Annotated in this window: 23 protein-coding genes and 1 riboswitch; of the genes, 1 reads left to right on the top strand and 22 read right to left on the bottom strand. The window is 38.4% G+C overall.

The genetic code is table 11. The features are described 5' to 3' along the window. The first annotated feature begins 215 nt into the window (after nucleotides 1-215). Nucleotides 216-1,211: a M23 family metallopeptidase gene (locus KS419_RS14800; RefSeq protein WP_217067170.1), complete on the top strand. Its 996-nt coding sequence runs from the start codon at nucleotides 216-218 to the stop codon at nucleotides 1,209-1,211. A 189-nt stretch (nucleotides 1,212-1,400) separates the two neighbouring features. Here KS419_RS14800 and KS419_RS14795 read toward each other — a convergent pair whose 3' ends face one another. The 22 genes from KS419_RS14795 to KS419_RS14690 form a co-directional block, all read right to left on the bottom strand. Then, nucleotides 1,401-2,738 carry a sodium-dependent transporter gene (locus KS419_RS14795; RefSeq protein WP_217067169.1) on the bottom strand — a complete coding sequence of 446 codons (1,338 nt, stop codon included), beginning with the start codon at nucleotides 2,736-2,738 and terminating at the stop codon, nucleotides 1,401-1,403. Between the two features lie 711 nt (nucleotides 2,739-3,449). Then, on the bottom strand, nucleotides 3,450-4,331 hold the full coding sequence (yunB, locus tag KS419_RS14790; protein WP_217067168.1) for a sporulation protein YunB: 882 nt from the start codon (nucleotides 4,329-4,331) through the stop codon (nucleotides 3,450-3,452). Nucleotides 4,332-4,527: 196 nt separating this feature from the next. Next, nucleotides 4,528-5,040 (bottom strand): dihydrofolate reductase, encoded by a 513-nt coding sequence (locus KS419_RS14785; RefSeq protein WP_217067167.1) that lies wholly within the window; start codon nucleotides 5,038-5,040, stop codon nucleotides 4,528-4,530. Then, nucleotides 5,037-5,831 carry a thymidylate synthase gene (locus KS419_RS14780; protein WP_217067166.1) on the bottom strand — a complete coding sequence of 265 codons (795 nt, stop codon included), beginning with the start codon at nucleotides 5,829-5,831 and terminating at the stop codon, nucleotides 5,037-5,039. The genes KS419_RS14785 and KS419_RS14780 overlap by 4 nt, the downstream gene beginning before the upstream one ends. Before the next feature lie 78 nt (nucleotides 5,832-5,909). Further along, nucleotides 5,910-7,016, bottom strand: a complete 1,107-nt coding sequence (locus tag KS419_RS14775; protein WP_217067165.1) for an HD-GYP domain-containing protein — start codon at nucleotides 7,014-7,016, stop codon at nucleotides 5,910-5,912. 75 nt (nucleotides 7,017-7,091) lie between these two features. After that, nucleotides 7,092-7,394, bottom strand: a complete 303-nt coding sequence (locus tag KS419_RS14770; protein WP_217067164.1) for a YunC family protein — start codon at nucleotides 7,392-7,394, stop codon at nucleotides 7,092-7,094. 92 nt (nucleotides 7,395-7,486) lie between these two features. Next, the gene (locus tag KS419_RS14765; RefSeq protein ID WP_343215073.1) at nucleotides 7,487-8,905 is read right to left on the bottom strand and encodes a bifunctional metallophosphatase/5'-nucleotidase; all 1,419 of its coding nucleotides are present in this window, start codon (nucleotides 8,903-8,905) and stop codon (nucleotides 7,487-7,489) included. A gap of 28 nt (nucleotides 8,906-8,933) precedes the next feature. Then, nucleotides 8,934-9,749, bottom strand: coding sequence for a sulfite exporter TauE/SafE family protein (locus KS419_RS14760; protein ID WP_217067162.1), 816 nt, complete (start codon nucleotides 9,747-9,749; stop codon nucleotides 8,934-8,936). Between the two features lie 107 nt (nucleotides 9,750-9,856). After that, a complete protein-coding gene (locus tag KS419_RS14755; protein ID WP_217067161.1) occupies nucleotides 9,857-10,708 on the bottom strand; it encodes a DUF72 domain-containing protein in 852 nt (283 codons plus the stop codon). Between the two features lie 239 nt (nucleotides 10,709-10,947). Beyond that, nucleotides 10,948-12,345: a Fe-S cluster assembly protein SufB gene (sufB, locus tag KS419_RS14750; RefSeq protein WP_217067160.1), complete on the bottom strand. Its 1,398-nt coding sequence runs from the start codon at nucleotides 12,343-12,345 to the stop codon at nucleotides 10,948-10,950. Between the two features lie 170 nt (nucleotides 12,346-12,515). Further along, nucleotides 12,516-12,962, bottom strand: coding sequence for a Fe-S cluster assembly sulfur transfer protein SufU (sufU, locus tag KS419_RS14745; RefSeq protein ID WP_217067159.1), 447 nt, complete (start codon nucleotides 12,960-12,962; stop codon nucleotides 12,516-12,518). Beyond that, nucleotides 12,949-14,172 (bottom strand): cysteine desulfurase, encoded by a 1,224-nt coding sequence (locus KS419_RS14740; RefSeq protein ID WP_217067158.1) that lies wholly within the window; start codon nucleotides 14,170-14,172, stop codon nucleotides 12,949-12,951. Before KS419_RS14740 ends, sufU begins: the two co-directional genes overlap by 14 nt. Beyond that, nucleotides 14,172-15,464 (bottom strand): Fe-S cluster assembly protein SufD, encoded by a 1,293-nt coding sequence (gene sufD, locus KS419_RS14735; RefSeq protein WP_217067157.1) that lies wholly within the window; start codon nucleotides 15,462-15,464, stop codon nucleotides 14,172-14,174. Before sufD ends, KS419_RS14740 begins: the two co-directional genes overlap by 1 nt. A 33-nt stretch (nucleotides 15,465-15,497) precedes the next feature. Then, on the bottom strand, nucleotides 15,498-16,280 hold the full coding sequence (gene sufC / locus KS419_RS14730; RefSeq protein WP_217067156.1) for a Fe-S cluster assembly ATPase SufC: 783 nt from the start codon (nucleotides 16,278-16,280) through the stop codon (nucleotides 15,498-15,500). Nucleotides 16,281-16,792: 512 nt separating this feature from the next. Next, nucleotides 16,793-16,936: a YuzK family famiily protein gene (locus tag KS419_RS14725; protein WP_217067199.1), complete on the bottom strand. Its 144-nt coding sequence runs from the start codon at nucleotides 16,934-16,936 to the stop codon at nucleotides 16,793-16,795. A gap of 336 nt (nucleotides 16,937-17,272) precedes the next feature. After that, nucleotides 17,273-17,656, bottom strand: a complete 384-nt coding sequence (locus tag KS419_RS14720; protein ID WP_217067155.1) for a carboxymuconolactone decarboxylase family protein — start codon at nucleotides 17,654-17,656, stop codon at nucleotides 17,273-17,275. A gap of 524 nt (nucleotides 17,657-18,180) precedes the next feature. Then, a complete protein-coding gene (locus tag KS419_RS14715; protein ID WP_217067154.1) occupies nucleotides 18,181-18,978 on the bottom strand; it encodes a MetQ/NlpA family ABC transporter substrate-binding protein in 798 nt (265 codons plus the stop codon). An 18-nt stretch (nucleotides 18,979-18,996) separates the two neighbouring features. Beyond that, nucleotides 18,997-19,626, bottom strand: a complete 630-nt coding sequence (locus tag KS419_RS14710; RefSeq protein ID WP_217067193.1) for a methionine ABC transporter permease — start codon at nucleotides 19,624-19,626, stop codon at nucleotides 18,997-18,999. Between the two features lie 49 nt (nucleotides 19,627-19,675). After that, on the bottom strand, nucleotides 19,676-20,701 hold the full coding sequence (locus tag KS419_RS14705; protein ID WP_217067153.1) for a methionine ABC transporter ATP-binding protein: 1,026 nt from the start codon (nucleotides 20,699-20,701) through the stop codon (nucleotides 19,676-19,678). A 269-nt stretch (nucleotides 20,702-20,970) separates the two neighbouring features. Further along, a riboswitch (SAM riboswitch) is annotated at nucleotides 20,971-21,077 on the bottom strand. Nucleotides 21,078-21,189: 112 nt separating this feature from the next. Further along, nucleotides 21,190-21,531 carry an SCP2 sterol-binding domain-containing protein gene (locus KS419_RS14700; RefSeq protein ID WP_217067152.1) on the bottom strand — a complete coding sequence of 114 codons (342 nt, stop codon included), beginning with the start codon at nucleotides 21,529-21,531 and terminating at the stop codon, nucleotides 21,190-21,192. A gap of 61 nt (nucleotides 21,532-21,592) precedes the next feature. Further along, nucleotides 21,593-22,879 (bottom strand): MFS transporter, encoded by a 1,287-nt coding sequence (locus KS419_RS14695; RefSeq protein WP_217067151.1) that lies wholly within the window; start codon nucleotides 22,877-22,879, stop codon nucleotides 21,593-21,595. 318 nt (nucleotides 22,880-23,197) lie between these two features. Continuing rightward, nucleotides 23,198-23,545, bottom strand: a complete 348-nt coding sequence (locus tag KS419_RS14690) for a DUF2553 family protein (RefSeq protein WP_217067150.1) — start codon at nucleotides 23,543-23,545, stop codon at nucleotides 23,198-23,200. Nucleotides 23,546-23,821 lie beyond the last annotated feature (276 nt).

Below are 23,821 nucleotides of genomic sequence, written 5' to 3'. Positions count from 1 at the left end.
TTACATTTTAAAACTCTGACAAGTTTATTTATAAAATATTTTCTTCAAGGATACTACTAAGAGTATTCCAACTTACCAGATAATCATTAGTTACTTTACCATGAAAACAAAGAAATCTCAAAGGTTGTGTTTGTTTCCATAATTTGTTGGAATGGACAATACCCATTTTCCGAACAATAACATTTATGAATGTTGATGAAAGGAGAAGACCTATCATGAAACTTTACATTAAATGGATAATTTGTCTCATTCCTCTTCTATTCATCCTTCCACCTAATTTTTCAGCTGAAACATTAAAGGATCTTTCTTCAGAGGAAATATATCAAGAACGGATGTCATTATATAAAAAAGCAGAAGCTACTTCTCAAATTCCTTGGTACTATTATGCTGCAATTGATAGTTATGAACGGGGATTAAGAATAGCAAGAAAAGATCTTCCAGAAGAAGAAGGATTTATTGCAATACATTTTAAACCTGAAAGATGGGCGGGAGAAATTAATCCAGATCCTGACGATACTAATTCCATATCTATCTCCCTATTTGAAGGAGTTGGTTTAGATGGAAATGGGGATGGAAAGGCAAATAGGAAAGATGATGAAGATGTATTGTATACGATGTCACAGCACCTTTCTAAGTTCGGAAACACAAGAGAAGATATTGAAATTGCCATTTGGGACCACTATCAACGGGATAAAGCTGTGGAACTGATAATGGGACATGCAAAAATTTACGAACACTTTAATACATTGGATTTACGAGATCGATCCTTTCCTGTTCCTTTAAGATATAACTACAGTTACCGCAGTACTTGGGGAGACGGTAGAGGTTGGGGAGGAAGAAGAATTCATGAGGGAACAGATATCTTTGCAGACTATGGTACACCTGTGAAATCAACCACGTATGGTATCGTTGAATTAAAAGGGTGGAATAAATATGGAGGATGGCGTGTAGGAATTCGTGATACTAATAATGTTTACCATTATTATGCACATCTAAGTAGCTTTGAGAAAGAAATTGAAAAGGGAAAAATAGTGGAACCTGGAACCATCATTGGTTATGTGGGAAGTTCTGGATACGGTAAACCTGGGACTCAAGGGAAGTTCCCTCCACATTTACACTATGGAATGTATCGAGACAACGGAGTAATTGAATGGTCATTTGACCCTTATCCAAGCTTACGCAATTGGGAAAAAAGGGACAGGAAAAAATAAAGTTATTCATTCAAGCAATAAGTATTCTATGTCACAAGTGTAGGGCAGTTACGCTTCCTCTACAAGCATCACCCCGAAGTATGTCCGTCCATCGGCAAAACGCCACGTCCTGTGGTATGCCCGAAAGTTTATAAATCCTTATCTCTTGAAAAAAACAGCATCCCAGTAAGATAGGGATGCTGTTTCCTTTTATCCAAAAATGTTTTGCAGAAGAATCCACAGGATACCCAGTGGAGCAATTACCCGAATAAACCATAACCATACCACTCCAATAAGTGAGTCGGTTAAGCCTGTTTCTTTAAGTGCATCTACCTTGTTCCATCCCCACCCTACAAATAAGGCAACGATTAATCCCGATAAAGGAAGAGTATATTTATCTGTAATTGTATCCACTAAATCTAGGAAAGATAGCCCGAATATTTCACCTGAAAGTGGCCCACCTTGACTAAGTGCAGATGGAACTCCAAATAATGTTACCACCACACCTGCAATTAATGCTGCTTTTTTACGGGACCAATTAAATTGACGCATAACATATGAAACACTTACTTCTAATAAAGATATTGCAGAAGACAAAGCTGCAATTGCAACTAAGAAAAAGAATAGGATGGCAAAGAACGTCCCCGCTCCGCCCATCATATTAAATACTTCTGGAAGTGTTATAAAGATTAATGCAGGACCTGCTGCTGGGTCAACCCCAAATGTAAATACGACAGGGAAAATCATAATACCTGCAATAATCGCAAAGAGTGTGTCTAGTGTTACTACTGTTCCTGCGGCACTAGGGAGTTTCGTATTTTTTGGTAAGTAACTACTATATGCGATCATCGCCCCCATACCAAGTGACAACGTAAAGAATGCTTGCCCGACTGCAGCTGCATATACACTTGCATCTCCGAAAGCAGACCAATCAGGAGTAAATAAGAATGACAAACCTTCCCCTGCCCCATCTAATGTTAAGGCATAACCTGCTAGGATAAGGATGATTAACGCAAGTAATGGCATAAAAATTTTATTTGATAATTCAATACCTTTTTTAATACCGAAATACACAATAGCTACTACAGCTGCCATGAAGATAACTTGCCAAATTACTGGGCCTGCAGCTCCACCAATAAAGTTTACGAAGAAATCGGCATATTCACCACCGGCAACTGCCTGAGCACTTCCTGTTAAGTAACTAAATAGGAAAAATACGACCCAACCGGCAATAACACCGTAGAAAGATAAAATTAAAAATGAGGTCAAAACACCTATAATACCACCCAAAACCCAAGGTTTCCCTGGAGCAATATTATTGAATGATCCTATAACATCTGATTGTCCCCTTCGACCAACCGAAAATTCAGCTAATAAAACTGGTAATCCAACAAGGAAAATACAAAGTACATAAATGATTAAAAACGCCGCTCCACCACTTTCACCTGTCACATAGGAGAACCGCCAAATATTACCTAATCCAACTGCAGATCCAACAGCTGCAAGGATAAAGCCCATTTTTGATGCCCATTGTTCACGTGTTTCCATTGGATGCAACTCCCTTCCTTAATAAAATTATAATTTAGTATATTCTGACTTTTATAAAGGCCATAAAAAGCTCGTGTCCCTCCTTTTATTAATCTGTATGTAAGATAATATACTACTATGCTTGTTTATTATATAAACCAAATGTCGAATTGTCAAATTGTTTTCTGAATATTGTATATAAATCTGATAACTTTACTTTTTCACTTTAAAGGGTATAAGTGAATAAAGGGTTTTTTAATACTTTTGAAGAATCCAACTACAATTTTTTTACAATAAATACTTTTTTAGAAAACTTCGTGACACTAAGAAAAGCGCAATCACCTATGGTCACGAGCGTAGGGCAGTGGAGGAATGACAACTAGAAGTCCGCTCTTTGACTTCGGTTGTCACTTCCGAAGTGCCCCGTAGCGATTAGGAAGGAACAGAAATAGTTTAAAACCACTTTTTCAGTTCCTTTTATTTGTATGGCAATGGCTGCACTCGTCGCTCGCCTGATAGGAGAAAACCACTCCTATCAGGCTTTTTAAAGATTGCGACGGCTACGCTCATTGCTTAGGGACTGTAAAAGTGGAAAAGCACCACTTTTACAGTTCCCATGCGAGTAGGTGCTGGAGCTAGACAACTTGCTTGAAGGTGCAAAAAACATATGCTTTACCTTATAAGAAAGTGCCCCTACTCAAAAGCATCTGGGCACTTCTAAATTGTTCTCGGTTATGGACGGATTTCGATCATCTCATCCAACCCCCTATCCACTTGATATTCTTCCCTCTCTTTTGATTCTTCTGGTGACCTTTCCTTTATATCTGGTATGATAGCCGGATTCATCCCATCTCCTCCAGAACTATAAAACTCAGGAACTTCCCCAGGGAACCAGGCCATTGCCACGGGGATGCTCGTTTTGACCACCTCTGTTTCCGTTGAGAAAGGAATGACAATTCGAACGTCCACTTCAATATCAATAAAAATACTGATCCATGTATTATTAATACCAGTTGTTATCACTTCACGACTATAATTTGCTTTAACGTCACCTATTGCAGATAGACGAACGGGAATTCTTGGTCCTAAATGTGCCAATAGGGCATTATTTGTCGCCTGTCCCAACGGAATCATATGAATAATACCATCCTCTGTAAAGGTTGCTCCTTCCCTATCCACCTCCACATCAGTTGGAAGTGTCAGATCACGAATTCGTCCATGCTCAATATCATTAAGGTAATCTTGTACCCTTTTCACTGTCTCACGGTGGACACGTAGATAGACAGGGGCATTTATTTCAACATAGGATACCCTTCCAGTATCATCCATATGATAATCTAATATATCTTCCAATCCTGATTCTTCGAGTATCTTTTTTGAAATGGCATCATTTATTGCCAGTGTTCCGATCCGCTGTGTTTCCGTTCTCGCTATATCAACTAAAGTAGGTCTGATACCTTGTTCCACTATCACTAATCCAATTACCGTGAAAAAACAGAATATAGTAAAAGATATTAAGATGACATATCGAAAGGGTAATGGACCTTTCCGCTTTTTCGTTTGCGGTTTAAATGGTTTTCGCTTTTTTGAAAGAATTGGTGATTTATTTCTCATGATTGTACACCTCCTCTGCTTTAATACATATGCAGACAAGAGGTGCTTGTAGCACATTAATATTTATTCCAAGCTGCAAAATATAAAAACTGCCTTCACAATCAATATAATTGATGTAAGAGACAGTTTCATATTAGTTTTCATGTGTATATATATGTAAGTAATGAATAGTGTTTTCCTTTTCAAATTCTCGTTTTTATTTTGTCCTTCTTTCATATACAACAAATGTGTGGCGATATGGGTTTTTTTCATCAACTTCCCCCTTTTCAGAGGAAACCACTTTCCATTCTTCCTCATTGATTTCAGGAAAATAGGTATCTCCCTCAAAATGCGCATGAATTTTTGTAATATAAAGGCGGTCCGCTATCCCAATCAATTGATTATAAAGAGTTGCTCCTCCTATTACAAAGAACTGTTCTTTCTTGCCGTCCGTACGACTATTATTTAACTCCAACAACTCTTTTACTTCATCTAGGGAATTTACAACTTCTATATCTTCGGCTGAAAAACTTTTATCCCTTGTTAAAATAATATTGCGTCGATTTGGTAAAGCTTTTCCGATAGACTCGAATGTCCTCTTTCCCATTAAAACGGGATGTCCTGAAGTCGTCCGTTTAAAATATTTCAAATCATTTGGAAGATGCCACGGCATATCACCGTCTTTCCCAATGACCATACCTTCCCCTACAGCAGCGATCATGAATATCATACAGAAACCTCTCCCTTAATAGGTGGATGGGGATTATAGTCAACCAGTTCAAAGTCATCAATAGTGAAATCTTCAATTGACTTTACCTCAGGATTCAACTTCATCTTTGGTAATGGTCTAGGGTCTCTTGTAAGCTGTAAACGGACTTGCTCCAAGTGGTTTTTATAAATGTGGACATCTCCAAAAGTGTGGACAAAATCACCAAGTTCTAAACCACATTCCTGGGCAATCATCATTGTGAGTAATGAATAAGAAGCTATGTTAAAAGGAACTCCCAGGAATACATCAGCACTTCTTTGATACAATTGGCAGGACAATTTTCCATCTGCTACATAGAATTGAAATAAACAGTGGCAAGGGGCCAGAGCCATTTTATCCAATTCCCCCACATTCCATGCATTCACAAGGAGTCGACGTGAATCTGGATTAATTTTAATTTGTTCCACTACTTCTCTTAACTGGTCAATAGATTTCCCATCGGGAGTTGGCCAAGAACGCCATTGCTTACCATATACAGGTCCCAGATCACCATTTTCATCTGCCCACTCATTCCAAATACGGACATTATTCTCTTTCAAATATTGAATATTCGTATCCCCTTTGATGAACCACAGTAACTCATGTGTGATTGCTTTTAAGGCTAATTTTTTAGTCGTTACAACCGGGAATCCTTCACTCAAATCAAATCGCATTTGATAGCCAAAAGTACTGATGGTACCTGTACCAGTCCGGTCTTCTTTTTCCTTACCATGATCTAAAATATATTGACATAAATCTAAATATTGTCTCATTCAAATAACACCTTTCCTAAATATCTTAAGTTCAATAGGGAGCGTTTCCTATCCAGAGATAGGTAGAAGACACAATCATCAAGATGCCTCCACATTTTGTGAGAGGGAGATTTCACAGGCAACAATGGTCACATCTAATTTTTCCATTAGATTTATTTCATACGGCTGAACCTTTTCTCCATCTTCTTTTAAAACCCTCACAACTGGTCTTGCAGTCATTTCTCCGTTATGTTTTGATACAATTCCTACTTTTCCATCACTGAGTGTTACTTCTAATCCAATGGGATATAGAGCAACAGTTTTAGCAAATGTCTCCACCATTCCTTTATCAAATAAGGTGTTTGCCCCTGCATACAGTATTTCCAAAGCTTCGTGCGGAAGACGCGCTTTACGATATACACGGTTTCCAGTCACTGCATCAAAAACATCAGCAATACCGATCAACTTTGCATATAAATGTATATCCTTACCTTTTAAACCCCTAGGGTATCCCGAGCCATCCATTCTTTCATGATGCTGGTATGCACAATGTGCTGTAAGTAAAGAGATTGTACTAGATCTTCGCAACAAATCAAAACCAATAGTAGAATGCTCTTGTATTAGTTTAAATTCTTCTTCTGTAAGTTTACCCTGCTTATTTAAAACTTCAACAGGGACAGCTATTTTACCAACATCATGGAGAATTGCTCCCATTCCAAGCTCATGTAACTGCTTTTCATTCAGCCCGTATTTCTTCCCGAAGGCCAGGGAATACACTGTTACATTTAAAGAATGATGAAAAATATAAGAATCATAACAAAAGACATCTGACAACATGGAGACTGCTTGTTTATGACCTTGTATATCCGTCAATATATTTTTCACAACCTTTGAAAATGAGGGGCTAAGCTTGTCCACATCAATGGATTTCCCCATATTATTCAGTTTGGAAATAGTCTCGAAGTTTTCTCTGATTGTTTTAATAGATTCCTGTCGCGTTGAATCCTTTACCACATCATCAACATAAATATCCGATGTATCACTATCGTCTATGTATACAAACGAAATACCTTTTTGTTTAAGCCTTTTGATCATTCCTTCAGAAAGGGATACACCATGATTTAAAAGGACTTGACCCTGTTCATTATAAATCGCCTTCGCTAAAACATCTTTAACCTGTAATGATTGGACTGACCTTAGTTTCATGAATGACCACACCCTTAATATAGTGACGTAACCGTTCCCCCCTGAAAGAGAGGGGAACAACTACTAATAATCCTTTTATGTTAACTTTAGTAAAGCGTCTTTTCCCGTCATACCTTTATGAATTCCAAGGTTCTCTGCTTCAATTGTAACTGATTCCAGTGGTGCATCAATTAATTCTTGAATGGTCTTTACTCCCACTGCTCGCCCCGCAATTACTTTACGGTCTTTTAATTTATCATTTAATAATGCCACGTCTAAAGCCCCACACATGATGTAACCTCTGTTGTTTGTAACAACTAATAAGTTAGTTTCCGGGAGTTTAACAGAGACCGCTGTAAATGGTACTCCATCAAGGTAAACAGGATATAATTCTACCATTTGGCCCACCTCTTTTTCTGTACTATCTTCCTATTTATTACATAATAGCCTATGAAAAAAGGGGGTATCTGTGTACGTCCAACGTATAGATTTTAAAGTTTACCACTAAGTTGTAATTTCCATGCTAATATATCCCTTAAAAACTCTGGCATATAGTATTTTTTTTCCTTATTACTGCTAATTGCAGGATATAAATGTCCAAATGTAAACATATCCAGTGTTGCCAACTTGTATAAACGTTTCTTAGATAAGGATTCTCCATGTATTAATATATCTTTATCCTGAACAAAGGATATTGGACTTTCTACTGATTCGTTTATTGTCAAACCATCAAAGATCATCGCACCTAATATTTTGCCACGAAATCCAAATCCCTTCAATGCAAATTCTACCATTTTTTTCGTTTGTGCTTGTCGAATAGTCTCCAACAGCTTTTCCCCAGAAATGATCACGGTGACTGGATTAATTGGATGTGGACAGATCCGGTGTATGTCTTGGTAAGTGACGTTCCCACTAGTTAAATTCCCTAAAAGTACACCTGCATTAACCATGCCAATTTCTCCTTGGCACCATTCCCTCACACCTTCAGCAAGCAATTTTATAAGTGGTGTTTCCTTATACCAATCAACTGTCATTGAATATTCTAGAAATGTGACTGACCTTTCAAGTTTGGTCTCCGCTTTCCCCGTAAGAAAATGTAATTCCTTTTCTGTTCCAAGATCACGGTTCTTCAAATCTATCTCTTCAGATCTGACATCGATAGTATTTATGGAAATGTCTCTATCAAAAGACTTAAATGTTATTTTAACATTTCCCGCAAATTTCCCTGATCGACCAGCTTGATTTATCCAACATTCGTTAACCTTTTTACCTTCTGGCAACACATGATGGGTATGTGCACCAAGTATAAGGTCTAATTCAGGAAACAGTTCTGCAAGTTTTTCATCTTCAGTTAACCCTAGATGAGACAGACAAATTAGAAAGTCCACATCTGGACGAAGTTTATAAATATAGCTACGAATACTTTCAACTGGATCATCAATTCTCCAGCCAAGTATATGGTAGAATGTGTAAAAAGGTGCGGTGATTCCGATTACACCGACTTTTATCCCTTGTTTTGTCCGGAATATTTGATATGGCTTTACCCAATGGGGCCTGTCTCCATCTTTATGAAAGAGGTTAGCAAGTACGACTTGAAAATTTGCATCATCGTATAATTGGTTTAAATCTTCTTTTGTAAATGTCATCCCTTCATTGTTACCGATCGTTACTGCATCGTAATTTAATTTATTTAATAAGACAACATTCCCTTTGCCACGGAGACCTTCCGTCATCGGATGGACACGGTCCGCATGATCCCCAATATCAAACAAAAGGACGTCCTCTCCTGACTTTTCCGCTTCAAACCGTGCCTTTTTTATCCATGCGACAACGGCTGACCAATTCTCTAGCTGACTATGTAGATCATTTGTATGTAGAATCCGAAGTTGTTTAGTTGACAACAGCCTCACCTCATTCCATCACCACTTAAACCTATATCTATAATCCTTGATAAATAAGACGTATTCCTATAATTATCAAAAAAATCCTCAGTAAATTCACGAGAGAAACACTGGTCATTTTTCTATTTATAGCTGCACCGATCTGTCCGCCAATCCACGCTCCTGGTATCAGAGCTAATGCATACATCCAGTCTACATTCCCTAAAGTTATATGGGAAATGGAACTTAGTATTGCGGACAAGAAAATCATCATCATTGATGTTGCCACTGCTAAATGGGGAGGGAATCGGAAAAGGATAATCATAGCAGGTACCATTAAAGATCCTCCGCCAATTCCAAATAATCCGGAACACATTCCCACGAAAAAAGCGATGGGGATCGCTACAACTGCTTGATAGCCATACTCCACTTTAATCCCTTCGTCATTAACAAAACTCCTTTGAATACCTGATGGCTTTCTTTTTAAGGGCCTAACATGTTTTCTGACCATTAATATAAAGGATACGATGATAATAAAGATCCCAAATAACACTAAAAATGAATCAGTTTGCATATCTTTATTTAACCAAACTCCAAAGAGTGCCCCAGGACCACTTCCCGCAAAAAAAAGAAATGCACTTTTATAATCTACAGTTTTCTGTTTTAAATAAGCAAGAGTGGATGATAAACCTGTAAAAATCATGATTAGTAATGAGGTACCAACTGCTATTTGTGGAGTAATCCCACTTAGTATTGGACTATAATCATTTAGGATCATTAAGGCCGGAACAATGATGATGCCACCACCAAGACCCATAATACTTCCAAAAACAGAGGCAATTAGTCCTAAAAACAACAATATAATCCATTCCACTAACTACCGCCTGCTTCCCCTTACATAGTTTTATTTTTGATGGAATACCATAAAAAACACTTAATAATAGTATGAATTGGGATATTGTGTCAATATTATATCTATTATTAATCAAAAAGACCTAATTGTCGAGGTCCTAATCCCTTGTACTTTAGACCCATAATTTCGACGAAACGTTTCCCATTTTCTGCAGCATGTTCACCAGAATTATTATTAAATATTACATAACAGTTATTTGTTTTCGATGAGATCTCTTTAATAGAGGTAGCAAGTTCTGTTAGTTCCTGATTGCTGTAATCATATAAATATCTCACATCCCGCCAGTCCTGTCCTTTAGCTGGTTTATTCCAACCATAGACATTCCTTCCATGAAACCTAACGAGTGTTTTTTCTTTTGAAGTCACTTCAGGTACAAAGGGAATTGATTTCATTCCAGCTTGTGGTTGATCACAAATACTATGTATCCAACCATCGGTTTCCATATAGCGTAGTGTCTTTTCCTTATATTGCTCTGTAAACCATGATTGATGCCGAAATTCCAAAGCCACATCTAAATCTCCTAAACCATGACGACAATATTTTAAATAGTCCACATTTCCCTTTCTGCAATCAAACCAGGGGGGGAATTGGCATAAGACCATTGCCAGTTTTTTTGCCTTTACCATTGTAGTTAAGGAATTTGTGAACGCGTCAAACATCTCTTTTTTTGAAGAAAAAGGGATTTCCCCACGCTGATGACCTGTCATCCCTTGATAAGCTTTAACAACAAATTGAAAAGATTCCGGTGTTTCCGTAATCCACTTTACTATACTACGTTCTGAAGGTATCCCATAGAACGAGGCATCTAACTCCACGATCGGAAAATGACCTGAATAGGCTGCCAGTTTACTCTCGGACGGACGAATTCCTTCGTAAAGTGAATCATGATCTCCCCAACCTGCCAAACCTACCAATATCATTGTATCACCTTCCTTAAAAAAACTGATTTATTTCACACAGTGTTCAAGGGCCTGTTCCGTGAACAAATTGTCAGGGACCAGGCCCCCGACAATTTTGTGAATAAGTGGAGTTTAGTGAACAGGAGCTAGACAGCTCTACAAGTGCTTAATAGTTTTACTCTTACCTATTTAAAATAGAAAGCGAACCCGCGCCCAAGGGCGGATTCGCTTCAATTCTTACTTAAACCCTTTGAACAGCATTATCCAATCGAACCTTCCATCTCGAACTTGATAAGACGGTTCATTTCAACAGCATACTCCATCGGAAGTTCCTTTGTAAATGGCTCAATAAAGCCCATTACGATCATTTCTGTTGCTTCCTGTTCGGAGATACCTCGGCTCATTAAATAGAATAATTGTTCTTCTGAAACTTTAGAAACAGTCGCTTCATGCTCTAGGGTAATATTGTTGTTTAAAATTTCGTTGTAAGGAATCGTGTCAGAAGTGGATTCATTATCCATAATTAACGTATCACATTCTATTTTCGATTTTGAACCTTCTGACCGGCGTCCAAAGTGGCAAATTCCTCGGTAACTTACTTTCCCACCGTGTTTAGATATAGATTTTGATACGATAGTCGATGAGCAATCTGGTGCTAGGTGATGTACTTTCGCCCCTGCATCTTGATGTTGTCCTTTACCTGCAATGGCAATAGAAAGAACATTACCACGTGCTCCTCGACCTTTCATAATAATCGCAGGATATTTCATCGTTAATTTCGATCCAATATTTCCGTCAACCCACTCCATTGTAGCATTCTCTTCAGCAACAGCACGTTTCGTTACTAGGTTGAATACGTTTGGAGCCCAGTTTTGAATGGTTGTATATCGGCAGTAAGCATCCTTTTTAACAATAATCTCAACAACTGCACTGTGTAAAGAATTCGTTGTATAAACAGGTGCTGTACACCCTTCCACATAGTGTACCGAACTATCTTCATCGGCAATAATCAACGTACGTTCAAATTGCCCCATGTTCTCAGAGTTGATTCGGAAATAGGCTTGAAGAGGTGTATCCGTTTTGACACCCTTTGGAACATAGATGAATGATCCACCTGACCAAACCGCAGAATTTAGCGCTGAGAACTTGTTATCACTTGGTGGAATTACTGTACCAAAGTACTCACGGAAAATGTCCTCATTTTCTTTTAATGCAGTGTCTGTATCTTTAAAGACAATTCCTTGGTCTTCCAGTTCTTCCTTCATGTTATGATAAACTACTTCTGATTCATATTGTGCAGAAACACCGGCTAAATACTTTTGTTCTGCTTCAGGAATCCCTAACTTATCAAACGTATTTTTAATTTCCTCAGGCACTTCATCCCAAGAACGTTCTGATTTTTCTGAAGGCTTAACGTAATAAGTGATTTCATCAAAGTTAAGCTCCGATAGATTACCGCCCCACTGTGGCATCGGCATCTTATAGAATTGTTCAAGTGACTTCAATCGGAAATCTAACATCCATTGTGGTTCATTTTTCATACGGGAAATTTCTTCAACGATCTCTTTCGTTAACCCTTTTTTCGAACGAAAAATTGAGACGTCTTTATCAGAAAACCCGTATTTATATTCACCGATTTCTGGCATTTTTTTCGCCATGATAATACCCTCCCTTTTATTCTGTCCGCGACTAAGCAACAACTGTGCTTTCCTTCCGACACTTCCTCCGTTTTAAAGGGAAGTCTATTTTCAAACTACTACATAGGGTTATCTCCATTTTACAACATTCCCGTAGTAGAAACCAAGGTTATCGCAGTAATTATATTTCCTTAATCCTTTTCAGGACCTTTTAATCCCTTTTCCATCGCTTTCCAAGCCAATGTGGCACACTTTATTCTTGCCGGGAATTTAGCCACTCCTTGAAGGGCTTCAATATCACCTAGATCAAAATCACCTTCATCGTAGTCTTTCCCTAACATCATTGCAGAAAAAATCTCGGATAACTTCAAGGCATCATCCACTTCCAGTCCCTTAACTGCCTGTGTCATCATCGATGCAGAAGATAAACTGATGGAACAACCTTCACCAACAAATTTTGCATTACTTACTTTGCCATCTTCCACCTTTAACTGCAATTCAATCCGGTCACCACAAGTAGGGTTATTCATATGAATAGATAACGAATCCCCTTCCAGTGTGCCTCGGTTTCTTGGGTTTTTATAGTGATCCATAATAACTTGACGGTACAATGTATCTAACTGATTACCCAAAGACATTTCCGAAATACTCCTTTGTTTTTATTAATGCTTTTACAAACACATCCACATCTTCTTCCGTGTTATATAAATAAAAGCTCGCCCGTGCTGTCGCGGATACATCAAGCCATTTCATTAATGGTTGGGCACAATGGTGTCCTGCCCGAACAGCAACACCTTCTGCATCCAGGACCGTAGCAACGTCATGGGGATGAACATCGTCACAGTTAAATGTGACAAGACCTGCCCGTTCTTTCGGTCCAAATATAGTTACACCATCCACTTCAGAAAGTTTGGAGATAGCGTATTGTACTATCTTATGCTCATGTGCTTCAATGTTTTCCAAACCGATATCCGATAAAAAGTCGATCGCTGCCCCTAAACCAATGGCACCAGCGATAATTGGGGTTCCCCCTTCGAATTTCCACGGGAGTTCCTTCCAAGTGGATTCTTGAAGACCGACAAAATCAATCATCTCGCCACCAAATTCAATGGGTTCCATATTATTAAGAAGTTCTCTTTTTCCATAGAGTACCCCTATACCAGTTGGACCACACATTTTATGTCCAGAAAAGGCAAAGAAATCACAGTCTAAGTCCCTTACGTCCACTTTCATATGAGGTGTACTTTGAGCACCGTCCACAACCACGACAGCGCCATGTTTGTGAGCGATAGAAGTAATTTCCTTTATTGGGTTAATCGTTCCAAGAACATTGGATACTTGCATTACCGCCACGATTTTTGTGTTAGAAGTAACTGTTTTTTTTACATCTTCTATATCAATCGTTCCGTCTTTTTGAAGGGGAATGTACTTTAATGTAGCCCCTGTTGTCCGTGCAACCTGTTGCCATGGGATAATATTACTGTGATGCTCCATTGGAGTAATCACAATTTCATCCCCTGGACCAACATTTTCACGCCCATAACTTGTGGCAACTATGTTGATTGCTGTGGTTGTTCCCCTTGTAAAGATAATCTCCTCTGTACTTTTTGCATTGATAAATGCCCTTACCTTCTCCCGGGCACCTTCATATCCATCAGTCGCCAATGTTCCCAAGGTATGTACACCTCGGTGAACATTGGAATTATAGCGCCGGTAATAGTCTTCCACGGCTTCTATGACGGACGTTGGTTTTTGAGAGGTGGCAGCACTATCCAAATAGACAAGAGGATTTCCATTTACTTCCTGATCTAAAATCGGGAACATTTTACGGACGTCTTGAACATTCATTACAATACTTTCCTTTCTATTACCTCAATCAATTGTTCTTTCACTGATTCAATCGGAAGCTCATTGACAACCGGTGCCAAGAAACCATGAATGATAAGACGCTCTGCTTCTCTTCTCGAAATACCACGACTCATGAGATAGAACATCTGAAGGGGGTCGATTCGACCAACCGATGCTGCGTGACCTGCAGTTACATCATCTTCATCAATCAGTAAAATTGGATTAGCATCGCCACGAGCTTTTTCACTTAACATCAGTACACGTTCTGTTTGCTCTCCGTTAGCTTTGGTTGCCCCATGTTCAATTTTCGAGATGCCGTTGAAAATGGAAGTAGCTTCATCTCTCATTACCCCATGTTTTAAAATTTGACCGTCTGAATGTTTTCCAAAATGGATCACATTTGTAGTGAAATTCTGGGTTTGTTTACCACGGCCAATCGATACTGTCTTCGTATCCCCGTAAGAACCCTCACCTACAAGGTATGTTGTATTTTCGGACACAGTATTTCCATCATTCATTTGTCCCAGTGCCCAATATACCTTTGCATCTCTACCTGTTACATGAGCTCTTCGATTTACGTAAGTAGTTATATCTTTGGATAAATTATCCACTGCTCCAAAATGGACAGATGCTCCATCATGAACATAAACTTCTGCAATAATATTAGCATTCGACTGTGTTGGTTCCCCTTCAGTAATGTAGTTTTCAATGTACGTCACTGAACTGTTTGCTTCCGCTACAATGAGAACATGATTAAATAAACCAAAAGTTCCTTCTTGCGTATATACAGCTTGGATAGGAATGTCTACTTCCACATTAGCAGGAACATAAATAAATGTTCCACCATTTACTAAAGCTGCATGCATTGCTGTGAGACGATTTTCATTCGTTGAAATTGCCTCTTGCATGAAGTATTTTTGCACAAGATCACTGTGCTCCTTCACAGCAGTTTGAAAATCTGTAAAAATAACACCCTTTTCTTCTAACTCAGCCGAGAGCTTTTGAAAAAGAGTCTCTCCGTTTTTTTGTGCCATCAGCATCTGTGCCTTATCGGCTTCACCGATTAATTCCTTTACCGAATCAGAAACTTCTGCCGAAAAAGCACCATTTAAATCAAATTTAGTAAAGTCCCATTTGGAAATATTGGTTTTATCAGGTTTTGGTAATTCAAGTGTTTCTGCCTGCTCTAAAGACGATATTCGTAAATCAGTAAGCCATTGAGGCTCTTCGCGGTCTTTAGAGAAGCTTTTAATATCATTATGATTCACTGGAAATTTCGTTTCCGCTGTCATCTTCATTCCTCCTCTTTTAAAAAAGCCGCGAAATTATTCTTGACCTACTGTTTCGTCTTCGATACCTAGTTCTTCTTTAATCCAGTCATACCCTTCTGCTTCCAGACGTTCAGCAAGTTCAGGACCACCTGACTTTACAATTCTACCTTGCATCATAACGTGGACGAAATCTGGCTTAATGTAGTTAAGAAGGCGCTGATAGTGAGTGATAATTAGACACCCAAAATCATCGCTGCGTAATTCATTAATTCCCTTTGCAACCACTTTTAAAGCATCAATATCAAGTCCAGAATCAATTTCATCTAAAATAGCAATTTTAGGTTCAAGCATTAGTAGTTGAAGAATTTCATTACGTTTTTTCTCTCCACCAGAAAATCCTTCATTTAAGTAACGTTGCTGGAAAGTCTCATCCATTTCCAATGTATTCATTTTTTCGTCCATTTTGCGAATGAATTTCATAAGGGAGATTTCGTCCCCTTCTTCCCTGTTTGCATTAATAGCCGAGCGCACAAAATCGGCATTTGTTACACCGCTTACCTCACTTGGATATTGCATAGCAAGGAATAGTCCTGCACGGGCACGCTCATCTACTTCCATCTCAAACAAGTCTTCTCCATTAAACGTCGCGTTACCACTAGTTACTTCATATTTAGGGTGACCCATAAGTGCTGATGCAAGAGTAGATTTTCCTGTACCGTTCGGTCCCATAATGGCATGAATTTCTCCACCGTTTACTTCAATTCCAAATCCCTTTAGGATTTCTTTGTCTTCAATGGAAACATGAAGATCTTCTACTTTTAAACTTGGTCTCGTCATTACGAAATACCTCCATTTATTTTTTTGCATGTTTGAAAACAAACGTGGTAAGATTGATCTTGTTGGATAAGCTAGTTATTCATTATTCTCAATCTATTCTCATTACAATCTTATACTAAATGAAAAGTGAGTTCAAGGAAAAGACACATTTAAAATATACTTTTCTGACACACTTCCCCCAACTTCTAGAAAAACTAATGAATTATCTATGATTTCCGCTCCTTTTATCTCCTTATGCCAGCATTTATTTCTTGGAAAAACGTCAAAGTTTGTCATCTCAAATAACTATTCCAAACGACCTTTATGATAAATATGTATTTCTATTCTCAAATAAATGTGGATTTCCCACTCTAATTGAGAATGAATCTCGTTACTAATTGGCGATCACCTACATAGTGTCCCAACTCTGCTAGTTTCCTATACGTTAAAAAGGTGTGTCAAAAAGGTTCGAGACCCCCTTGGCACACCCTGTTTTTCCAGCATCTTTCTATAGATATTGATATATTGAAAATTTACAAACTATGCACTAAACGTTGATGTTCAGAAACAATGGCAATGGATTTTTGATGGTCTTTTTCACGTTCCCGCTCAACTTTTAACCGTTTCTCCAGTTTCAAGTTATATTCTGCATATCCCATTCCATGTGTCTGATGCATAGCTTTTTCCATCTCATTTGTGTGTTTCGTTTGAATCTGATGAATAATAAATCACTTTCCTTTCAGTTATTGTTCCAACTTAGTCCAATGATCATAAGTTTCTGATCATCAGTATGTGATCTATCATACCACCTCGTATATATTTAGCCAAAAGGCAATCAGTGTAATATAATGTAACATGCAGTTGTCACAAAACCTCTCATGATTTAATCAGATTCTTATCTACAATTACAGGTATATCCTTTAAAATGCTCCTTATTTGATAATTGATCCTCATCTTTAACCTTCATTACTGATTTTATAATCATCACGAATCCCATACTCCAGATTATATTTTTAATTTATTGATGAACCATTGCCACCTTCAAATTCTTTAATACATTCTTCCACAAGTGTTACAGCCTGACTCATTGCTGCTCCCCCGCCAAATGCTCCTGTTACCCCTACAGCTTCATAAATCTCCTCCTTATTGCAACCTTGATCGATACAGCCTTTCATGTGATAGATAATACAATATTCGTCTTGCGCATAAAGACTTATTCCCAATGCAATAAGATGCTTTTCCTTTAAAGAAAGTTTCCCTTCAGCAAAACAAGCACCAGTAAATTCATTATATTTACCAGCAATCTCCGGCATCTGTTCTGTGAAATGTCCTAATCCTGCTTTATAGTCATGTAATGCTTGTTGAATGGGAGAACCCATTTGATTTTGATTTTCCATTTCTAAACTCTCCTTCATATCAAGTCGTAAATAACACCTTTAGTATGAGTTTTTTTATGGAAAATATAATGATCTGTTTTGTTTTTGTGCAGTGACATAAGAAAAGCGTAAGCGCCTAAGATCACGAGCGAAGTGCCCCGCAGCGAGTAGGCGCTGGAGCTAGACAACTTGCCCGAAGGTGCAAAAACTTATACTTTCTTACCTTTCAAGAAAAGCGTAAGCGCCTAAGATCACGAGCGTAGGGCAGTGCCTCTTCCTCTACAAGCATTGCTCTGAAGAGTATCCGTCGAGGCAACTCGAAGTATATTCGCGAAGTAAACGCTCGTTGGACAGCGAATTCGAAGAAGTAGCTAGAAGTCCGCTCTTTGACTTCAGTTGTCACTTCCGAAGTGCCCCGCAGCGAGTAGGCGCTAGAGCTAGACAATGCCCAAAAGTCCCGAAACTTATAAATTATATCTTTAAAAAAAACACCCCAAATTCACATTAAACTGTGAGCCTGAGGTGCTTTACAAAATACGATGAAATTACTGTGCAGGTACTACTGCACCATTATATTGCTCTAAAATGAAATCACGCACTTTTTGAGATTGAAGAATTTCTACCAATTTTACAATGCGCTCATCATTTTCATCACCGCTGTTAACTACCACTAGGTTAACATATGGGTTGTCCTGATCTCCTGATTCTAATGCAATCGCATCTTCCATTGGATTTAAACCTGCATCTAAAGCAAAGTTAGAATTAATTAACACCGCATCCCCTTCTCCATTCAAGTAGGCAGTCGGTAGTAATGCTGCTTCAACATTGTCCATGAATTGAAAATTGCGAGGGTTATCTACAATATCCTCTACGAAAGCTCCACCTTCAGATAAAGTAATCAAGCCGTATTCTTCTAACATAGTTAAAATTCGTTTATGGTCAGAAGTGGAATCACTCATAATGATTGTTGCCCCTTCTGGAAGTTCCTCTAAGCTACTATACTCCTGAGAATATACACCAATAGGTTCAATATGAACGCCACCTGCATTTACAAAATCGTATCCATGTTCTGCCATTTGGGCTTCAAGGTAAGGGACATGCTGGAAGTAGTTTGCATCTAATTCCCCTTCATCTAACGCTTTATTAGGCAAAATATAATCACTAAATGGAACGATTTCTAACTCAATACCCTCTTCTTCTAGTAACGGTTGTGCAAATTCAAGGATTTCTGCATGTGGCACATTCGATGCTCCAACTACTAATTTATCTTCGTTTCCACCGCAAGCTGTTAATAACCCAAGTGACAAACCTACAATGCTCAATGCTTTGATTAATTTTTTCATCTTATATTTCCCCTTTTCTTATCTTTTATCTAGTTTATTTGTTAAACGATCGCCAATAAATTGTATGATAAAGACGATCACTAAAACGATAATAGTTGCCATTAAAGTCACATCTTCTCTACTTCGTTGGAAACCGTGGCGGTAGGCTAAGTCACCTAATCCCCCTGCTCCTATCACTCCTGCCATGGCTGTAAAACTGACTAACGCAATAGCTGTTACCGTTATCCCGGACACAAGTGCAGGTAAAGATTCTGGAAGAAGTACTTTAAATATAATCTGTCGGTTAGATGCGCCCATTGATTTTGCTGCTTCAATCACCCCCTTATCAATTTCACGTAAAGCGATTTCCACCAGTCTGGCATAAAATGGTGATGCCCCAATAATCAATGCAGGTAATGCTGCAGATGGCCCTAAAAAAGAACCGACAATAAACGTAGTAAACGGAATTAATAGAACAATTAATATAATGAAAGGAACGGAACGAAAGATATTAACGAATGCTGCTGTAACAGTCTGAATCCCTTTGTTTTCCCAAAGGTTACCTGTATCCGTTAAAAATAACAGTAAACCTAATAGAATTCCGAAGACAAACGTCAGTACAAGAGAGATGGAAGCCATATAAATGGTCTCAAGTGTAGCCTCCCACATTGTTGACCAGTTCACGTTTGGGAAAAACCATGTTTGCTGCAATAGGAGATTATTCACCGTGAATCACCTCCACTTCTACTTGTTGTCCACGAATAAAATCTTGAACCCTGTCAATTTCATCCTTATCTCCTTCGACACTAATAAATAGCGAGCCGTAAGGTCCATTTTGAGTCTGACTAATCTTACCTTGCAGAATATTAACCGTTACATCATAGCTTTTTATAATTGTGTTAATGAGTGGTTTCTTTGCTTCCCCGCCAACAAACGTCAACTGTAATACATGACCAATTCCGTTATCTTTGAAAAGCTGTTTTAAAGCTTCTTCTGTTTCCTCCGGTTCCGTAACTTGTTTCACAAATTCCTTTGTCATTAGTTCCTTTGGTTTTTTGAAAACTTCCAGGACATTTCCTTGTTCGACGATTCGTCCTTCTTCCATCACGGCTACCCGGTGACAAATTTTACGGATAACATGCATTTCATGGGTTATTAGGACGATGGTCAAACCTAGTTTCTTATTAATGTCCACTAGTAATTCCAATATAGAATCCGTTGTCTTAGGATCAAGGGCTGAAGTTGCTTCATCACATAAAAGGACTTTTGGGTTATTTGCCAGTGCCCTTGCAATCCCAACCCGCTGTTTCTGTCCACCACTTAATTGGGAAGGGTACGATTCCCCACGTCCTTCTAAACCAACGAGTCCTATTAGTTCATTGACTCGCTTTTCCCGTTCCTCCTTTGGAACACCTTTGATCTCTAGTGGAAAAGCGATATTCTCTTTTACCGTACGGGACCAAAGTAAATTAAAGTGCTGAAAAATCATGCCGATTTCTTGTCTCGCCTTTCGGAGCTGCTTATTAGAAAGGTGATTCATATTTTTACCGGCGATCATTACATTGCCAGAGCTTGGCGTCTCCAACATATTAAGTAACCGAATTAGTGTACTTTTCCCGGCACCACTATATCCGATAATCCCAAATATTTCTCCCTCATCAATCGTCAAGTCAATAGAATCAACCGCTGTCACTTGACCATCCCTTGTGTGATATGTTTTGACCAAGTTTGTCAATGAAATCATAGTTCCTTCCCCCTCACTTCCTGCATACCTTTAAGGTACTTGTTTATATAGTGAACGAATTACGTTCAAATAATCGTTTTTACTATTCATAAAAGTGTACAATCTGCTGACTAATGGAATATTAGTGTAATCGTATCTGTTTACTCAGATTAATAGATTAAAGTATCTATATTCTCCATCCCTTTGATACGGGAAAATCCTTATATAAATATAAAAAACCTTTCGGCTCACTAAAGATAAGCAGAAAGGTTTCATAAGAAATAGCCTCACTCTTATCTTTCAAAGCCATTTGCTTTGATGGAATTGGCACCTTCCAAGTCTTCTTAGTGGTTGCCGGGCTTCATAGGGCCAGTCCCTCCGCCTCTCTGGATAAGAAAATCTATTAAATTATTCGTTTCGTAAACAACTAATTTGCATCTTATCATGACTAAAAATGATTTGTCAAACATTTTTCCAGAAAAATATTAAGAACACTTTCTACCGTTATTTCAAGAAACAGTATTTTTACTTAAATACCAAAGGGATTCTAATAATAGTAAATCTTTTAAATCACCCTCAACAGTTAGTGCTTCCCTTTTTTTCATGGAGATAAGAAAATCTTCTCCGCGAAAAAGGGATTGAAGATCATCCTTTTCCCCTTTAATTAAAACATCTGCTGTTTCAGGAGATTCAAGTACTCTTTCAACGCGAATATCACTTCCGTGAATTTTCACCAACCAGTTCATCTCTTCTAAAACAATGGAGACTTCCAATTGAGCCTTTCCTAGTAATCCTTCGATGTGCCCCGCCTGCCTCATCCGATCAAAGGAATCCATTAATATTTGTTCCATACGAATACCACCTTCTATTGATGTCCTAATATACTATTCCACTAGGCATGGTGAAATCCCTTTAACTGCTTTTTTCTGATTTATGAAGGGTCTCATTTGAAGTTACTGAAATAGGCTTTCGGAAAACAACAAAGAAGTAAACCGTACCAACTACATATAGGACTCCTGTGATAGAAAAAACGATTGCATATCCGGAATAGGCTCCGTATACCATGACTATGGTAGTGGATACCGGTCCCATAACTGCCCACCCTAGCTGAAAAACTGCTTGCCCAACGGAGTTTGCCAATCCTTTAATAGAATTATCAACACTTCTCATCATTAGGGACATTTGAATGGGATTTCCTGCATTCATTAGCGCCTGCCGGAACAAAAAGCCGAAAATGGCCCAGTATATATTTTGTGTATATGCTGTTATTAACAGGAACGGGATAGACATTAATTGTAACATGACAACGGCCCGTACTTCCCCTACTCTGGAAACAACTGCCGGGCCAATCAGGAGTGCAACGGCAGTCATTGCTTGCCCTCCCGAAATAATTATTCCAACAAGACTGTGGGAAATTTCAAAACGGTCCACAAAATAAAGGTTCAAGTAAGGAATAACAAGACCAGAACCAAAACCGATTAAAATTTGCGCAACTGCAAAAAGTAGAATTATTTTAATCCCCTGACGTTGGGTTTTAAATAACCTTTTAAAAGATCTATCTTGAGCATTCTCTTCGCGAAGTTTACGATCTTCCCGTATCTTCAAAATTGGGATCAGTGCAGCAAAAAAGAAGGCTGCACCAATCAATAACGTTAATCGAATGCTCCATAATGGACTGAAACCGACTATATAATTAAAAAAGTCACTAAGTGTACCACCTAACGTATTTCCGATTACATTTGCAACCATAATTATTGCAAAATTAAAACTAAATAAATGCACACGTTGTTTTTCAGTCGAGTTTTCTGCAAGTAACGGAATGGAAGAAACTTGAATGAATGCCATAAATAATCCAGTCATAAACGCCGTTCCTAAAAGTAGGATTTCCAAAGAGAGAACAGAGCGGAAAAGGAGACTAGTTGCAGCAAATACTGCCCCAATTAAAATAACTTTCTTTCTTCCCACTCGGTCACTTAAAATCCCGGCAGGTAGAAGTAGAAGGGCAGTGGCAATGGATTGCATCGCAATAACTGAACCGTTCATTTGGTCGTCATACCCTAGTTCCCGGATGTAATAATTATATATAATCATAAAAATACCCATACCAATATGGGCTAATATGGAACTGAGAAGGAATAGTCTAACATTTTGGTTGTATCCCTTAAATTGTTTGGACCAACCTCCTACGAAACTTACCATAAAATTGTTTCGCCTCCCTAGATATTTCGACACTCTAAATACTAATAATAGACCATGTATAATCATTTGAAAAGAGATTTCTTTTGGGAAAATAAAACAGAGTAAGGTGAGGAGGTTTCATAGACTCGCATCTATGGATTCATCGCAGATTACAATCTGAACTTTCGGGTAATTCCCATGCGGAAATCATGCGAGAATTCCTAAAAATTGACGGTTTTCACATCAAAGATTCGTTTTTTTTGAGGCATTTAAATCTTTTTATAGGGGATTTGCACATAAAAAACTGCCCACCCCATTATTGGAATGAGCAGAATTCTCCTAACACCAACCCATGTCACAGCCTTCAACATACGAATTTGGTTGTTCTGGCTGTTTTTTACGTTGAACTTGATCTTGATTTTTGAAAATTTTATTGTTTTCGATTTCAAATCCTTCTGCCATTTCGTATTCATATTTATGGCCATGATGTTTAAATTTCCCTATTTTTTCATTATTATGATAAAGCGTTGTTTCTCCATTTCCCTCTTCCTTTTGATCCACTTGCTCAGTTATCTCTATATGGGATTTTGGCTGGTGTTTCGATGAGTCACTTACCAGTGACGGGTCAACAGTTGGATGTTTCGGATTATCCCCCATGTCATCATAAAAATCTTCATTATTGATCATGATAATCCTCCCTTCCCATTTAAGCTTAGGATTTACTTTTACACGGAGTACTATTAATGCAATTATCTCCAAAACAGGCAAGAGAATAAGAAAAGCGCAATCGCCTAGCCTCACGAGCGTAGGGCAGTGTCTCTTCCTCTACAAACACCGCTCCGGAAGTGTATCCGTTCATCGGGCAAAACGCCACGTCCTGTGGCATGCCCGATATTAGGACGTCCTGTCCGTTCATCGGGCAAAGCGCCACGTCCTGTGGCATGCCCGATATTAGGACGTCCT

Source organism: Evansella tamaricis, assembly GCF_019042215.1.
Taxonomy (GTDB): Bacteria; Bacillota; Bacilli; order Bacillales; family Salisediminibacteriaceae; genus Evansella; species Evansella tamaricis.
This window is presented reverse-complemented; position numbering and strand designations above follow the sequence as displayed.

Excerpts from the sequence above, each read along its gene's own strand:
- KS419_RS14710 (WP_217067193.1), bottom strand. The coding sequence starts at position 19,626 with ATGTGGGAGGCTACACTTGAGACCATTTATATGGCTTCCATCTCTCTT.
- KS419_RS14800 (WP_217067170.1), top strand. The coding sequence starts at position 216 with ATGAAACTTTACATTAAATGGATAATTTGTCTCATTCCTCTTCTATTC.
- KS419_RS14695 (WP_217067151.1), bottom strand. The coding sequence starts at position 22,879 with ATGGTAAGTTTCGTAGGAGGTTGGTCCAAACAATTTAAGGGATACAAC.
- KS419_RS14780 (WP_217067166.1), bottom strand. The coding sequence starts at position 5,831 with ATGAGACAATATTTAGATTTATGTCAATATATTTTAGATCATGGTAAG.
- KS419_RS14770 (WP_217067164.1), bottom strand. The coding sequence starts at position 7,394 with ATGGTAGAATTATATCCTGTTTACCTTGATGGAGTACCATTTACAGCG.
- KS419_RS14705 (WP_217067153.1), bottom strand. The coding sequence starts at position 20,701 with ATGATTTCATTGACAAACTTGGTCAAAACATATCACACAAGGGATGGT.
- sufU (WP_217067159.1), bottom strand. The coding sequence starts at position 12,962 with ATGTCTTTGGGTAATCAGTTAGATACATTGTACCGTCAAGTTATTATG.
- yunB (WP_217067168.1), bottom strand. The coding sequence starts at position 4,331 with ATGAGAAATAAATCACCAATTCTTTCAAAAAAGCGAAAACCATTTAAA.
- KS419_RS14775 (WP_217067165.1), bottom strand. The coding sequence starts at position 7,016 with ATGAAACTAAGGTCAGTCCAATCATTACAGGTTAAAGATGTTTTAGCG.
- KS419_RS14785 (WP_217067167.1), bottom strand. The coding sequence starts at position 5,040 with ATGATATTCATGATCGCTGCTGTAGGGGAAGGTATGGTCATTGGGAAA.
- KS419_RS14690 (WP_217067150.1), bottom strand. The coding sequence starts at position 23,545 with ATGATCAATAATGAAGATTTTTATGATGACATGGGGGATAATCCGAAA.
- sufB (WP_217067160.1), bottom strand. The coding sequence starts at position 12,345 with ATGGCGAAAAAAATGCCAGAAATCGGTGAATATAAATACGGGTTTTCT.
- sufD (WP_217067157.1), bottom strand. The coding sequence starts at position 15,464 with ATGACAGCGGAAACGAAATTTCCAGTGAATCATAATGATATTAAAAGC.
- KS419_RS14720 (WP_217067155.1), bottom strand. The coding sequence starts at position 17,656 with ATGGAAAATCAAAATCAAATGGGTTCTCCCATTCAACAAGCATTACAT.
- sufC (WP_217067156.1), bottom strand. The coding sequence starts at position 16,280 with ATGACGAGACCAAGTTTAAAAGTAGAAGATCTTCATGTTTCCATTGAA.
- KS419_RS14725 (WP_217067199.1), bottom strand. The coding sequence starts at position 16,936 with ATGCATCAGACACATGGAATGGGATATGCAGAATATAACTTGAAACTG.
- KS419_RS14715 (WP_217067154.1), bottom strand. The coding sequence starts at position 18,978 with ATGAAAAAATTAATCAAAGCATTGAGCATTGTAGGTTTGTCACTTGGG.
- KS419_RS14795 (WP_217067169.1), bottom strand. The coding sequence starts at position 2,738 with ATGGAAACACGTGAACAATGGGCATCAAAAATGGGCTTTATCCTTGCA.
- KS419_RS14700 (WP_217067152.1), bottom strand. The coding sequence starts at position 21,531 with ATGGAACAAATATTAATGGATTCCTTTGATCGGATGAGGCAGGCGGGG.
- KS419_RS14755 (WP_217067161.1), bottom strand. The coding sequence starts at position 10,708 with ATGATATTGGTAGGTTTGGCAGGTTGGGGAGATCATGATTCACTTTAC.
- KS419_RS14740 (WP_217067158.1), bottom strand. The coding sequence starts at position 14,172 with ATGAATGTTCAAGACGTCCGTAAAATGTTCCCGATTTTAGATCAGGAA.